Source organism: Lentzea rhizosphaerae (genome assembly GCF_042649515.1).
Lineage (GTDB): Bacteria > Actinomycetota > Actinomycetes > Mycobacteriales > Pseudonocardiaceae > Lentzea > Lentzea aerocolonigenes.
Map to the genome: position 1 here is coordinate 404,443 of NZ_JBHRZI010000027.1, position 12,393 is coordinate 416,835.

The window sequence follows — 12,393 nt, forward strand, 5'->3', positions numbered from 1 at the left end:
CACGGGCCATAACGCTAACACGCCGCCGGTCACTCAGCGCACCACGACCCGGCAGATCACATCACCCGATCGGCGCAGTGAGGGGTTTCCCCGAACCTGCCCCGGCACGCGCCGAGATCAGGAATCGTTGTCACGTGACCTTTGACGTGGCCGGCAGCGTCGCCGGAGCCGTGCACGACCGTTCCGCGGCGTGGCGATTCATCGAGGGTTTCGCCGCCGCGTGGACGGAGCCGATCGGACCCGAGGACGGCTGGAGCCGCCGGGAGCTCGCCGAGGCCGAGGACCGGCTCGGAGCCGGTCTCCCGGAGGCGTTGAAAGAGGCGCTGTCGTTGTTCGGCAAGCGGCCGGAGGTGACGAGCAACCACGACCGCCTGCTCACGCCGGCCGAGCTGCGGCTGGACCGCGAGGTCCTCGTCTTCCGCAGCGACCAGTGGATCGAGGCCTGGGGAGTGCCGCTCGCCGGCGACGATCCGGAAGTGCTGGTCAGGACCGACTCACGGGACGAGTTCCAGCACCCGTGGAAGCCGTGGATGCCGCGCTTCTCGCTGGCGTGCGTGGAGCTGGTGCTGTCCATGGCGGTGTTCGGCGACAGCGGCGGGACAGCGGACAGGGAGAGGTCCGATGCGGACGTCCCCCTGCTCGAAGAGCACTTCTCGCTCCTGCCGCTGAACAACCCTCTCAGCCGGTGGTTCGTCTCCGACGACTTGATCATCCGCGAGGACGACCGCGCGTGGCTGTGGGCCTGCGCCCGCACACCGGAAGCGTTCGAGCTGCTGGTGGAGCGATTTCCCGGCCCCTGGGAGCGCTAGCCGGCGGTGCCCGGCGAGGACGCCTCGGCGTTGCCCGCCACGCCGTAACGGCCCGAGCGGCCCTCCAGCTGTTCGCGCAGCGCCATCACCACGACGACCTGACCGGCCGGGGTGTCGGAGTTGTCCACCGTGGACAGGATCGACGTCGCGGCGGTGTCCGCGCGGACGACGCCGATGGCGCCGGTGCCGTTCGCGGACCCGTTCGCACCGGCCAGCACGACGCCCGCGCCCGACCGGTCGAGCTGGGTGGCGAACCGCGCGACGGTCGCGGCGCGGTCGGCGGCCGAGTCACCGATCGCGGCACCACCGGTCAGCACGATCGCGAGCTGCGCGGGCTTCACTCCCGAGGTCGCCTTCACGAACCCCGCGTTGGAGAGCCCTGCGAGCGCGGCGGCCGCCTCGTCCGGCGTGGCCTGCGGCTGGTTGTTCGACGCGTTGAGCAGCAACAACGTCCCGAACAGACCGCCGGCGCGCGTGCCGGGGTCGGCGGCGGTGGGCAGCTGCGAACCGGCGGGCTGCAGCCGTGCCACGAGGTCGCGGAGCTGGTCACCGCGTGACGGGTCGGCGAACGCGTCGGTCAGCTGGACCTCGCCGGTCACGCCGGCGCCCGCGGACTTCAGCAGCCCGCTCAGAGCGTCCCGATCGGACGGACGCGCGTCGGAGGTGGTGACGATGACGACCGTGCGGTCGGTCAACCGGTCCTTGACGGCGAGCGGGCCGACGGACGCGGCGAACTCGTCCGCCTCGGTCAGCTTGGCGTTCAACGCGTTGCGGTCGTTCTGCAGGTCGTTCACCTGCTGTGCCAACGAGTTCTTCTCGTCGCTCAAGCCCGACAACAGCCGTCCGCTGATCGCGGTCGACCCCAGCACGACCCCCACCGCCAGCGCGAGGAACACCGCGGTGATCGAAACTATGTGGTATCGCAGCGTGATCACGAGAAGAACCCCTTGAACCAGTTGACGACGGATTGCCAGCCGTCGACCACGATGTCGACGTAGACGTGACCGACACCGGACACCGCGAGCGCCGCCGCCATGGCGACGATCGCCGCGGTCACCAGCAGGACGATCACGCCCAGCGAGACCCGGCTGCGGTGCAGGGTCGCGACGGCCTCCCCGTCGACGAGCTTGCTGCCGAGCTTCAACCGGGTCAGGAACGTGGAGGGGTTGGAACCGGAGTGCCCGCGGTCGAGGAACTCGCGCAGCGTCGCGCGCAGCCCCACCGTGACGACCAGGGACGCCCCGTGGGCCTCGGCGAGCAGCAACGCGAGGTCCTCCGCGTTGCCCGAGGCGGGGAACGTCACCGCGCCGATGCCGAGGTCCTGGATCCGCTGCAGACCTGGCGCGTGGCCGTCGGTCTGCGCGGGCACGACCACCTCGGTCGCCGCGCGCAGTGACGCGGTGCCGATGCCGTCGGGGTCGCCGACGATGACGTCGGGCTTGTACCCGGCGTCGTGCAGCGTGTCGGCGCCGGTGTCGACGCCGATCAGCACCGGCCGGTACTCGCGGATGTACTTGCGGAGCCTGCGCAGTTCCTCGGCGTGCGACGGTCCACCCGCGACGACGAGCACCTGCCGGTCGCGCATCGGCACGTACACCTCGGGCACGCCGACGCCGTCGAGCACCAGCGCGCGTTCCCGGCGCAGGAACTCGATGGTGTTGGCGGAGAACGCCTCCAGCTGCGCCGACATGCCGGCCTTCGCCTCGATCATCGCGTCGGCGATGCTTTCGGCGTTCTGCTCGACGCCCTTGGCGAGCTCGCGTTCCCCGGCGTAGACGACACCTTCGTGCAGCCGGACCTTGACGCCTTCCTTGATCTCCCGCAGCGCGACGGCGCCGACGTTGTCGATCAGCGGAATACCCGCCTCGATCAGCAGTTCCGGACCGAGGTTGGGAAAGCGGCCGGAAATCGACGGCGACGCGTTCACGACGCCGACCACCTCGGCCGCGACAAGTGCTTCCGCGGTGCGCCGGTCGAGGTCGATGAAGTCGAAAACCGCGACGTCTCCGGGACTGACGCGCCGCACCAGGTCACTCACGCGCCGATCAACCCGGGCGACGCCCGTGACACCGGGAAGTTCGTGGTTGGAGCGGCTCAGCAGCCCGGAAAGCTTCATGCGCCGATAGTGACTCACGGTGCGGGCGCGACAGGTGAGGCACGCCGGGCGATTCTCGCTGGTCAGTCGTCGGGGTGAACTACTACGGCTCCAAACGCGAGAACCACTGCACTTATGAGCACCCAAATGCCGTTGCCGAAGCCCGCTTCCAGGCCCGGATCGATGGTGATGTTGCCCGCTTTGTGGAAGCTGATCGCGTTCAGCAAATAGACGAAGAGCATTCCCGTGACGCCGGCGAGTGCCGCGGCTGCGGCATAGGCGACTTTCCGCCACCTGATGCCCAGCAGGACTGTCGCGGCCGCCGCGGCGATCGGGATGCCGAAGAGCGGACCGTGTTCGTCTTTCGTGCCACCGAAGTACGTGCTCCAGCCGGTGGTGACGAACTCGGTCTGCGGCTGGTCCGGGGTGAGGCGGATCAGCAGTTCCGAGAACGGCAGGAACGTCGCCGCGACCGCCGCCGCGGCGGCGAGTCCGAGCAGGACCGCGCTGAGGAGTTTCACGCCGGCTCCCGCTGGACGGCGATGGCACCGGCGAGCGCGGTGAGCGTTCCGGCGGCGAGGAACACGAGCCCGTAGCCGATCGCGAAGTCGCCCTGCTGCTCGACGGCGTGGCCGCGTTCGGAGATCAGCAGCACCGCGGTGATGCCGACGGCTCCGAGCTGGGCCGCGGCGCCGGCGAGTGCGGCCCGGTTGATCCAGATCCCGGCGACGAGCAGCGCCGCCGTGAGCGCGACGGGCAGGCCGTACCAGGGCGAGAGGTCGCCGGCGGGCCAGTCGCCCGGCTTGTTCACGACCTGGGTGCCCCACGCCCTCACGACGACCTCGACGTTGCCGGCGTAGACGGTCGAGTACCACGGCAGCACCATCGCCGTCGCGGTCAGCACCACCCCGGCCGCGATCAGCGCGACCGCCGTCGGTCTTCCGATCACCGCGTCTCCTGGTGCTCGTCCGGTGGGATCGCGATCCCGAACGGTGGCGTGTCGTCGTCGCTGTCGAGCTGGTGCACGACCACCTCGTCCACGCCGTCGTCCTCCTCCTGGACCTGCGGCTGACTCCTCTGCTGAGCGAGTGCCGCTCCGGCGACGGCGATGATCGCTCCCGCGACCAGCAGGTACATACCGCCGAAGTAGTTCAGCTCGTACGCCTGACCGAACTCGGCCGGCCACTTGGTCATGCGCTCTTTCTCGTGCCGGATCTGCACCACGTAGGCGAACACGACTCCGGCGAGCGCACCCGCCGCCATCGTCGCCAGCGGACGGCCGACGAACGCGGTCCTGTCCCGCAGCATCAGCGCGACGCCGACCATCACGAGCACGGCCGAGATCATCACCGGCCATCCCGCCACGAAGTACGGGTCGTTGCTGGAGAGTCCGGTCTGGGGCGTCACCGTGACGATCCACAACGTGGTGGTGTACGACTGCTCCTGGCCCAGCCCGCGGTACACGGTGTTGTAGGTGGTCTGGAAGCTCGCGAAGGCCGTCAGCAACGCCCCCAGCACGAGCAGGACCTGAGCGATTTTGCGGCGGTCAATCACTCTTCGGCTCTTTCGGCTCGACGATCACGGGATAGCCGTACGGCGGCGTTTCCGTGTCGTCCGGCTCGTCGTCGATCTGGTGGATCACCACACCCCCTGTGGTCTCGTCGGGCCTCACCCGCCGCGGCAGCTCCTGGTGCAGCACCGCCGACACCACGCCCACCCCCGCCGCCACGATCAGCAGGGTGATCCCGTCACCCTGCTCCACGTTCACGGGCACGGGCGGCCCGAGCTCCTCGATCTTCTTCACCGTCGCCTGGACGCTGGTGACCGCGGACCACGCCGCTCCCACGAGCAGTCCGGCCCCGAGCAACGACCCCACGCGCAGCGCGGGAACCCGGAACGCCAGCACCGCGGCCAGCGCCATGACCAGCGCCGCTCCGAGAGCGGGCTCGCCGAACTCGATGGGGCCGAGCAACAGCGCGCCGCGGAAGTCGTCCCTCTCGATCACCCACGACGTCGCCTCGAAGCGCGCCGTCCTGCCGTTGATCGTGACCTCGACGGCGTAGGCGGACAGGAACGTCGCCGCCACCGCGAGCCCGGCCGCGACGAGCACCAGCACCGCCCCGAAGATCCGGCGCGTGCTCGTCGGCCCGGTCTGCTGGACGGTCACGTGACCATCATGCCGAACCTGAGCCCGAACAGCGGGTCAGGCCTTCTTCTTGCGCCGCCGCACGACCGGCGCCGCCGACTTGTCCGCCTTGGCCGCGGCCAGCAGCTCCTCGGCGTGCGCGCGACCCGTGTCGGTCGAGTCCATGCCGGCGAGCATGCGGGCCAGCTCGACCACCCGCTGCGTCTCGTCCAGCTTGCGGACCGCGGACCTGGTGAACGTGCCGTCCGCGGACTTGTCCACGACCAGGTGCCGGTCGGCGAACGCCGCCACCTGCGGCAGGTGCGTGACCACGATGACCTGGTGCGAACGCGCGAGCCTCGCCAGCCTGCGCCCGACCTCGACCGCCGCGCGGCCACCGACACCAGCGTCGACCTCGTCGAACACCAGCGTCGGTACCGGGTCGGAGTGCGACAGCACGACCTCCAGCGCGAGCATCACGCGCGAGAGCTCACCGCCGGACGCGCCCTTGTGCACGGGCAGGGCCGGCGCGCCGGGGTGCGAGATGAGGCGGAGTTCCACGTCGTCGACGCCCGACGCCCCCGCGTGCAGGATCGACCGGCCGACGTTGAGCGCCTGCTGGTCGCCCGCCTCGGCGTGCCGCGGGCGGACCGCGAGCTCGACCGAGGCGTGCGGCATCGCGAGCCCGTCGAGCTCCTCGGTGACGGCCTTGCCCAGGTCGGCGGCGGCCTCGACGCGCGCGGCGGTGACCTGCTCCGCCAGCGCGGCGAGTTCGACTGCCAGTTCGTCGCGGCGGGTGGCCAGCGCGGTGAGGGCTTCCTCGGAGGTGTCGAGACCGTCGAGGCGGGCGCGGGCGTCGTTCGCCCACGCGATCACACCGTCGACGTCCGCCGCGTACTTGCGGGTCAGGGCCTTCAGCTCGGCCTGGCGCTGCAGGACCTGCTCCAGGCGGCCGGGGTCGGCCTCCAGGTGGTCGAGGTAGCCGGAGATCTCCGCGCCGACGTCCGCCAGCAGCGTCGCCGCCTCGACGAGACGCGGTTCCATCTCGCGCAGCTTCGGGTCTTCGGAAGCGGACAGGCGGCGGGCGGCCTCGGAGATCAGGCCGAGCGCGCCTGGGTTGTCCGGGTCGCCCTCCAGTGAACCGCTCACCGCGTACTGCGCGCCCTGGGCGGCCTCGCGGAGCTGGTCCGCGTCCGCGAGACGGCGGGCCTCGTCGTGCAGTTCGGCGTCCTCGCCCGGCTTGGGGTCGACGGCGTCGATCTCGGACAGACCGTGCCGCAGCAGGTCGGCCTCGCGCGCGAGCTCACGGGAACGCTCGGTGCGTTCCTTCAGCTCGGTGGTGACCTTGAGCCACTCCTCGCGGACGCTCTGGTACGCGCGCAACGGCTCCGCCACGTCGTCGCCGGCGAAGCGGTCCAGCACGCCGCGCTGCTCGGTCGGGCGCATGAGCCGCAGCTGGTCGTTCTGACCGTGCACGGCGATCAGCTGCTCGGCGAGTTCGGACAGCACGCCGACCGGCACCGAGCGGCCGCCGACGTGGGCACGGGAGCGGCCGTCCGAGCCGACGGTGCGGATCGCGATCAGCGACCCGTCCTCGTCCGCCTCGCCGCCGACCTCCTCCGCCACCTTCGCGGCAGGGCTGCCGGCCGGAGCCTGGAAGCGGCCTTCGACCACCGCCCTGTCGGCTCCGGTGCGCACGCGGGACGCCTCCGCCCGGCCACCGCCGAGCAGGTGCAACCCGGTCACGACCATGGTCTTGCCCGCGCCCGTCTCACCGGTGACGACGGTGAATCCGGGGTCGAGTTCAAGGGTGGCCTCGTCGATCACGCCAAGGCCATTGATGCGCATCTCGGCCAGCACAGGGCGAACCTTACTTGTCGGGTCCGACATTTCCGGATGGGACCTTGCTCTGGGGGCACCATAACCAGCGAGTGCCGACGCACCGAGCGGCGCGATCAGCCTGCCGATGGTCCCCGCCACCCCTTCACCGGCAGGTCGAACTTCTCGACCAGCCGGTCCGTGAACGGAGCCTGGCGCAGCCGCACGACCTTGAGCGGCACCTCACCCTCCACGATCTCGATCCTTGCACCCGCGGGCAGCTCGAACGTGCGCCGCCCGTCCGCGGACAGCGCCGCCGGGTGACCCGTCGACTCGATCTCGAACGCCACGTGCGACTTCGGCGAGACGACCAGCGGGCGGGCGAACAGCGCGTGCGCGTTGCTCGGCACCACCAGGATCGCCTGCACGTCCGGCCACACGACAGGGCCACCGGCGGAGAACGCGTACGCCGTGGAGCCCGTCGGCGTCGCACACAGCACGCCGTCGCAGCCGAACGCCGACACGGGCCGTCCGTCGACCTCGATGACGACCTCGAGGATGCGTTCGCGGATCAGCTTCTCGACGCTGATCTCGTTGAGCGCCCAGGTCTTCACGACGACCTCGCCGCCCACCTTCGCGACGAGGTCGAGCGTCATGCGCTCTTCCACGAAGTAGTCGCGTTCCAGCACGTGCCCGACGGCCTCGTGCAACGCGTCCGAGTCGGCCTCCGCGAGGAAGCCGACGCGGCCCAGGTTCACGCCCAGCACCGGCACCCGCGCGGGGCGGGCGAGCTCGGCGCCGCGCAGCAACGTGCCGTCACCACCGAGCACGAGCACCAGTTCGGTGCCCTCCGCGGCGTGGTCGTCGGCGGGCACGACCTTGGTGCAGCACGACGGACCGAGGTCACGAGCCTCGTCGTCGAGCACCCTCGTCGTGACGCCCCCGACCGCGAGCCGGCCGGCCACCTGACGGGCGAGATCGATGTTGCTCTGGTGGCCGGTGTGGACGACCAGCAGGACTTCCCTCATTGGGGCCCTTCTTCGACGGCGGTGCGCACCATCTCCTCCGCGGGCGCGGGTTCGCCCTTGCGGAGCCAGAGGAAGTATTCGACGTTGCCGGACGGACCGGGCAGCGGGCTCGCGACGACACCTCTCGTCGTCAGCCCGAGCTCCTCGGCGGCCTTGGTGACCTCGAGAACCGCGGCGACACGCAGTTCCGGGTCGCGCACGACGCCACCGGAGCCGAGGCGTTCCTTCCCGACCTCGAACTGCGGCTTGACCATCGGCAGCAGGTCGCCCTCCTCGTCGAGGCACGCGGCGAGTGCGGGGAGCACAAGCCTCAACGAGATAAACGAAAGATCCGCTACGACGAGTTCAACTTTCCCGCCGATGTCCTCGGGAGTGAGGGTGCGGACGTTGGTCTTGTCCTTCACCACGACCCGGTCGTCGGTCTGCAGCTTCCAGTCGAGCAGACCCCTGCCGACGTCGGCCGCGACGACCTGCCGTGCGCCGTTGCGCAGCAGCACGTCGGTGAAACCGCCAGTGGATGCGCCCGCGTCCAGGCACCGCTTGCCCGTCGGGTCGATCTTGAAGCCTTCGAGCGCGCCGATCAGCTTGTGCGCGCCCCTGGACGCCCAGTTCGGGTCGTTGGCGATGTCCTTGACGACGACCGCGTCGGAGGTCTCCACGGCGGTCGCTGGTTTCGTCGCGACGGTGCCGCGCACCGTGACGCGGCCGTCCGCGACGAGTTGGCTGGCGTGCTCACGGGACCTGGCGAGCCCCCTGCGCACGAGTTCGGCGTCGAGCCGCACTCTGCGAGGCACTGTGCATCACACCTTGTCGATGCTCGACAGTGCGTCGGTGAGCGTCGCGTGCACGGCGTCGAACCGCGCGACGTGCTCGTCGAGCGGAACGTTCTCGAGCCCGTCGAGCCTCGCCAGCGCGCCGTCGATGGCGTCAGCCGGGTTGGGCGGTGGTCCGGGCAGGGGGTAGCTCACGGCTCTTACGGTAGCCGATGGAGTACCGACAGGTCCGCGCCGACATACGTGGGCCGCTGGTCTTCCGGAAGCGCTTGCGCCTCTTCTTCGGTTGACACACCTGTGAGGACGAGCAGCGAGTCCATGCCCGCGTTGACCGCGCCCAGGACGTCCGTGTCGAGCCGGTCGCCGATCACCAGCGGCCGGTTCGCCTGGAGCTCCTTCGCGGCCTGCTGGAGCAGCGGGGTGGCGGGCTTGCCGGCGACGAGAGGTTCCGCGTCGGTGGCCGTTTTCAGGGCCGCGACGAGGGAACCGTTGCCGGGCAGGAGACCGCGTTCGGTGGGCAGGGTGGCGTCGACGTTGCACGCCACCCACAGCGCGCCGTTGCGGATGGCGACCGCGGCCTCGGCCAGCTCGCGCCAGCCGAGGTCCATGGACAGCCCCTGCAGGACCGCCACCGCGCCTTCGGCGGTGTCGGTCGGGATGAGCCCGCGCTTGAACACCTCGGCCTCCAGGGCCTCGGTGCCGAGCACGAGCACGGTGGAGCGCTTGGGCAGGCGTTCGGCGAGCATGGCCGCGCCTGCCTGCGAGGAGGTGCTCACCTCGTCGACGTTCGTCTCGAACCCGAGCTCGACGAGGTGGTCAGCCACCATCTGCGGTGAGCGTGAGGCGTTGTTGGTGACGTACCGGATCCCGACACCCTTGCTTCTGGCCGCTGCGATCGCTTCCGCAGCACCGGGCACGGCCTGGGACCCGCGGTAGACGGTGCCGTCGAGATCGATCAGCAACGCGTCGTACCGGTCGACCAACGTCTCGCTCACTGCTCCGCGGTCTCCTCCTGGGTCAGCTCGAACGCGCGCTCGGCGGCGTCCGTCTCCCCTTCGTCGTCAGCCTCGGCGGCGTTGAGGAACCACTTGACCGCTTCCTCGATGCGACCGGCCGCGGCCAGGTTGTCGGCGTAAGCGTAGAAGAGCCGCGCGGAGTAGGGAGTGCGCTGCCCCGGATCCAGGTCGGGCCCCTGCAACGCCACCACAGCCGCGTCCAGCTGCCCCATGTCGCGACGAGCACCGGCCGCGACGATCCGCAGCTCGATCTCGTCCTCCTGGGAGAGCTCCTTGGCCGCGGGGTCCTTGGCGAGGTCGATGGCCCGCTCCGGCCGCCCGAGCGCCCGCTCGCAGTCGGCCATGATCGCGAGGTGACCCGGCCCGGGCATCATCCGGCGCGCGGCGCGCAGCTCGCTGAGCGCCTCGGCCCACTCGTCCGCGAAGTAGGCGGTGAGCCCCGCCGCTTCGCGCACGACACCGACTCGCGCCGCCTTGCTGCGCGCGTACCGGGCGTGCTCCAGGGCGAGCTCGGGCTCCTCGTCGATCAGCAGCCCGGCCGCGGCCAGGTGCCGTCCGACGATCTCCGCGAGCCCCTTGGGAAGGCTGCGCAGCTCGGCCCGGATCTCGGGGTCGAGCAGCGACAGGTCGGCCTCTTCCGGCAGCTCGGGCCGGCCGCCGCGGGGGGCGGGAGCGTCGTCCCGGTCGTCCCGCTGCTGGGCGCGGTCGTCGCTGTCGGCGGCCTGACGGTCGCCGTCCTGGGTGCCGCGCTCGTCGGCCTGGGCCAGCTCGTCGGTGTCGCTGTCACCTGCCTGGACATCGCGGGCGTCGGCGTCCTGGTCGGCTTCGCGGTCGGCGCCCTGGCCAGCCGTCTCGTCGACGTCCTGGTCAGCCGTCTGGTTGCCATCCTGGGTGACGCCGTCGGCGTCCTCAGCAGCAGTGCTCTGGGCGGAGGTCACGCCCTCGGCGGACGCGGCACCGTCGCCGGCCTCGGCACCCTGCTCACGGCCGGCCGCAGCGCGGGTGGCCGCAGCACCGTCACCAAGGCGGTAACCGGCACGCGAGCCCTCCGACGTCACGTCGGACGAACCCTCGGCACCCGCGACGTCCTGACCGGTGGCCTCGACGTCCGACTCGGCACGACGTTCCTGGAACCGCGCCGCACGCTCACGGCTGCGCTCGTCCCGGCGGTCATCGCGCTGGTAACCACCACGCTCGCCCGAGCGGTACCCACCGCGGTCGTCAGAACGGGAGTCGCGACGGTCGCCGCGGTACCCACCCCGGTCACCGGAGTCGTCCCGCCGGAAGCCGCCACGGTCTCCCGAGCGCTCGCCACGGAACCCGCCGCGCTCGCCGGAGTCGCTCTTGCGGTACCCACCGCGGTCGTTCGAGCCGCGGTAGCCACCACGGTCACCAGAGTCGTCCCTGCGGTACCCACCGCGGTCGCTCGAGCCGCGGTAACCACCACGGTCACCGGCGTCGTCCTTGCGGTAGCCGCCACGGTCACTCGAACCGCGGTAACCACCACGGTCACCAGAATCGCTCTTGCGGAAGCCGCCACGGTCGCTGGAACCCTGACCGCGATAACCGCCGCGATCACCCGAGTCGTCCTTGCGGTACCCGCCGCGCTCACCGGAGTCGCTCTTGCGGAAGCCGCCACGGTCACTCGAACCGCGGTAACCACCACGGTCACCAGAGTCGTCCTTGCGGTAACCGCCGCGGTCGCTCGAGCCGCGGTAACCGCCGCGGTCGCCCGAGTCGTCCTTGCGGTAACCGCCGCGGTCGCTCGAGCCGCGGTAACCGCCGCGGTCGCCCGAGTCGTCCTTGCGGTAGCCGCCACGGTCGCTCGAGCCGCGGTAACCGCCGCGGTCGCCCGAGTCGTCCTTGCGGTAGCTGGGGCGGTCGCCGGAGCGCTCGCCACGGTAACCACCACGGTCACCAGAATCGCTCTTGCGGAAGCCGCCGCGGTCGCCGGAGTCGTCGCGACGGAACCCGCCGCGGTCGCTGGAACGGTCTCCGCGGTAACCCCCGCGCTCACCGGAGCCCTGGCCGCGGTAGCCGCCGGAGTCGTCCTTGCGGTAGCCGCCGCGCTCACCGGAGCGCTCGCCACGGAACCCGCCGCGCTCACCGGAGTCGCTCTTGCGGTAACCACCGCGGTCGCTGGAACCCTGGCCGCGGTAACCACCACGGTCGCCCGAGTCGTCCTTGCGGTAACCGCCACGGTCACTCGAACCGCGGTAACCACCGCGATCGCCCGAGTCGTCCTTGCGGTACCCACCGCGGTCGCTCGAGCCGCGGTAACCGCCGCGCTCGCCCGAGTCGCTCTTCCGGTAGCCGCCGCGGTCACCGGAGTCGTCCTTGCGGTAGCTGGGGCGGTCGCCGGAGCGGTCGCTGCGGTAGCCGCTGCGGTCGCTCGAGCCCTGGCCCCGGTAGCCGGCGCGGTCGTCTCGACGGTCGCCGCGGTTGGTGCGGTCGCCGGAGCCTTCACCACGCTGGGAGTTGCTGCTGAACTTTCGATCGCCTGCTGGACGGCCACCCTCGGAACGGCGCGGTCGGTCTCCCTGGCCACGCTGACGGTCGCCGGGACGATCCCCGAACCTGGACACCTAATCCTCCTATGGACACGCTGAAAGGGGCTTGTGAGCGAGCACTGTTGTTGTGCCCCGCAATCACAAGCCCCTTCAGGGAAGAAGTTCGGCGGCGACCTACTCTCCCACACCGTAACCAGTGCAGTACCATCGGCGCAGAAG

At 70.9% G+C, this 12,393-nt stretch carries 13 protein-coding genes; 1 reads left to right on the forward strand and 12 read right to left on the reverse strand.

The features are described from left to right. Positions 1-134: 134 nt before the first annotated feature. Positions 135-809 carry a hypothetical protein gene (locus ACFOWZ_RS31830; protein ID WP_382377618.1) on the forward strand — a complete coding sequence of 225 codons (675 nt, stop codon included), beginning with the start codon at positions 135-137 and terminating at the stop codon, positions 807-809. Here the strand turns inward: ACFOWZ_RS31830 and ACFOWZ_RS31835 are convergent. From ACFOWZ_RS31835 to ACFOWZ_RS31890, 12 genes are all read right to left on the reverse strand, one after another. Further along, positions 806-1,744, reverse strand: coding sequence for a copper transporter (locus tag ACFOWZ_RS31835; protein WP_382377620.1), 939 nt, complete (start codon positions 1,742-1,744; stop codon positions 806-808). The two genes, ACFOWZ_RS31830 and ACFOWZ_RS31835, sit on opposite strands and share 4 nt — an antisense overlap. Then, positions 1,741-2,925, reverse strand: coding sequence for a putative cytokinetic ring protein SteA (gene steA, locus ACFOWZ_RS31840; protein WP_382377621.1), 1,185 nt, complete (start codon positions 2,923-2,925; stop codon positions 1,741-1,743). The genes ACFOWZ_RS31835 and steA overlap by 4 nt, the downstream gene beginning before the upstream one ends. Positions 2,926-2,987: 62 nt before the next feature. Then, positions 2,988-3,425, reverse strand: coding sequence for a hypothetical protein (locus tag ACFOWZ_RS31845; protein ID WP_382377622.1), 438 nt, complete (start codon positions 3,423-3,425; stop codon positions 2,988-2,990). After that, on the reverse strand, positions 3,422-3,853 hold the full coding sequence (locus tag ACFOWZ_RS31850; protein WP_382377623.1) for a hypothetical protein: 432 nt from the start codon (positions 3,851-3,853) through the stop codon (positions 3,422-3,424). The genes ACFOWZ_RS31845 and ACFOWZ_RS31850 overlap by 4 nt, the downstream gene beginning before the upstream one ends. Continuing rightward, on the reverse strand, positions 3,850-4,458 hold the full coding sequence (locus tag ACFOWZ_RS31855; protein ID WP_382377624.1) for a hypothetical protein: 609 nt from the start codon (positions 4,456-4,458) through the stop codon (positions 3,850-3,852). Before ACFOWZ_RS31855 ends, ACFOWZ_RS31850 begins: the two co-directional genes overlap by 4 nt. Then, positions 4,451-5,071 carry a hypothetical protein gene (locus ACFOWZ_RS31860; RefSeq protein WP_382377625.1) on the reverse strand — a complete coding sequence of 207 codons (621 nt, stop codon included), beginning with the start codon at positions 5,069-5,071 and terminating at the stop codon, positions 4,451-4,453. Before ACFOWZ_RS31860 ends, ACFOWZ_RS31855 begins: the two co-directional genes overlap by 8 nt. Positions 5,072-5,107: 36 nt before the next feature. Further along, positions 5,108-6,877 carry a DNA repair protein RecN gene (gene recN / locus ACFOWZ_RS31865; protein WP_081902258.1) on the reverse strand — a complete coding sequence of 590 codons (1,770 nt, stop codon included), beginning with the start codon at positions 6,875-6,877 and terminating at the stop codon, positions 5,108-5,110. Between the two features lie 107 nt (positions 6,878-6,984). Then, a complete protein-coding gene (locus tag ACFOWZ_RS31870) occupies positions 6,985-7,875 on the reverse strand; it encodes an NAD kinase (RefSeq protein WP_382377626.1) in 891 nt (296 codons plus the stop codon). Beyond that, positions 7,872-8,669 carry a TlyA family RNA methyltransferase gene (locus ACFOWZ_RS31875; RefSeq protein ID WP_382377627.1) on the reverse strand — a complete coding sequence of 266 codons (798 nt, stop codon included), beginning with the start codon at positions 8,667-8,669 and terminating at the stop codon, positions 7,872-7,874. The genes ACFOWZ_RS31870 and ACFOWZ_RS31875 overlap by 4 nt, the downstream gene beginning before the upstream one ends. 6 nt (positions 8,670-8,675) lie before the next feature. Then, complete coding sequence (locus ACFOWZ_RS31880; protein ID WP_167980346.1) at positions 8,676-8,843, reverse strand: hypothetical protein; 168 nt, start codon at positions 8,841-8,843, stop codon at positions 8,676-8,678. 5 nt (positions 8,844-8,848) lie between these two features. Beyond that, complete coding sequence (locus ACFOWZ_RS31885; protein WP_382377628.1) at positions 8,849-9,643, reverse strand: HAD-IIA family hydrolase; 795 nt, start codon at positions 9,641-9,643, stop codon at positions 8,849-8,851. Next, positions 9,640-12,249 carry a hypothetical protein gene (locus ACFOWZ_RS31890; protein ID WP_382377629.1) on the reverse strand — a complete coding sequence of 870 codons (2,610 nt, stop codon included), beginning with the start codon at positions 12,247-12,249 and terminating at the stop codon, positions 9,640-9,642. Before ACFOWZ_RS31890 ends, ACFOWZ_RS31885 begins: the two co-directional genes overlap by 4 nt. Positions 12,250-12,393 lie beyond the last annotated feature (144 nt).

Excerpts from the sequence above, each read along its gene's own strand:
- recN (WP_081902258.1), bottom strand. The coding sequence starts at position 6,877 with ATGCGCATCAATGGCCTTGGCGTGATCGACGAGGCCACCCTTGAACTC.
- ACFOWZ_RS31870 (WP_382377626.1), bottom strand. The coding sequence starts at position 7,875 with ATGAGGGAAGTCCTGCTGGTCGTCCACACCGGCCACCAGAGCAACATC.
- steA (WP_382377621.1), bottom strand. The coding sequence starts at position 2,925 with ATGAAGCTTTCCGGGCTGCTGAGCCGCTCCAACCACGAACTTCCCGGT.